Origin of the sequence: Speluncibacter jeojiensis (genome assembly GCF_029589495.1) — a bacterium.
Lineage (GTDB): Bacteria > Actinomycetota > Actinomycetes > Mycobacteriales > Mycobacteriaceae > Speluncibacter > Speluncibacter jeojiensis.
In genome coordinates, this window is the sequence record NZ_JAAIVF010000018.1 from 1 (window position 1) to 1,142 (window position 1,142).

Annotated in this window: 1 protein-coding gene; it reads left to right on the top strand. The window is 65.2% G+C overall.

The annotated features are described in order from the left end of the window. Positions 1-23: 23 nt before the first annotated feature. Positions 24-1,142: ATP-binding protein (locus G4X40_RS22860; RefSeq protein WP_277835939.1), on the top strand; the 1,119-nt coding region annotated here is incomplete at its 3' end.

Genomic DNA, 1,142 nt, shown 5'->3' on the forward strand with positions numbered 1-1,142 from the left:
CGCGTGATTGTGAGTGCTGCCCGATGCCGCTTGCCACTGAGGGCATGCTTGGAAATCTTCCTGCTGAGTTGACGTTGTTTGTGGGTCGTCGGCGTGAGGCGTCCGAGGTTCGGGGGTTGTTGTCGGGTTCGCGGTTGGTGACGTTGACGGGGATCGGTGGGGTCGGTAAGACCCGGTTGTCGGTGCATGTGGCCCAGGAGGTGGGTCGGGCGTTCGACGACGGGGTGTGGATGGTCGAGCTCGGCAAGGTTCGTGAGCCGGAGTTGGTGCCCGAGGCGGTGGCGTCGGCGTTGCGGTTGCGGGGTCAGGCGGCGCAGTCGCCGATGGAGTTGTTGGTCGATTTCGTGGGGTCGCGGAATCTGTTGTTGGTGTTGGACAATTGTGAGCATGTGATCGACGCGGCGGCGGGGTTGGCGGAGGTGTTGCTCAAGTCGGCGCCGCGGTTGCGGGTTTTGGCGACCAGTCGTGAGCCGTTGGGGATCGGTGGGGAGACGGTGGTGGCGGTGCCGCCGTTGTCGGTGCCGGATCCGGCGGTGTCGTCGAGTGTGCGGGCGATGTTGCGGTGTGATGCGGTGGGGTTGTTTGTCGAGCGGGCGCGTTCGGCGGTGCCGGGTTTCGAGTTGACCGAGGCGAGTAAGGGCACGGTGGCGACGATTTGTCAGCGGCTCGAGGGGTTGCCGTTGCCGATCGAGTTGACTGCGGCGCGGTTGCGGGCGATGTCGGTTGAGCAGATCCTCGAGCGGCTCACGGATCGGTATCGGTTGCTTACGCGGGGTAGTCGGGGGGCGCCGTCGCGGCAGCAGACGTTGCGTCAGTGTGTTGATTGGAGTTATGACCTGCTCTCGGTGCGCGAGCGGGAGTTGTGGGCGCGGTTGTCGGTGTTCGCGGGGGGTTTCGAACTCGAGGCGGCGGAGCAGATCTGCGGCGACGGGCATGGGCCCGGTGATGTGTTGGATCTGGTGTCGTCGTTGGTGGACAAGTCGATCCTGATCCGTGAGGACATCGGTGGCGCGATCCGGTATCGGATGCTCGAGACGTTGCGTGAGTATGGGCGTGAACGCCTCCGTGGTGGTGGTGGCGAGTTGGGGGTGCGGCGGGCGCATCGGGATTGGTTTGAGCGGTTGGCGTTGCGGGCGCACACG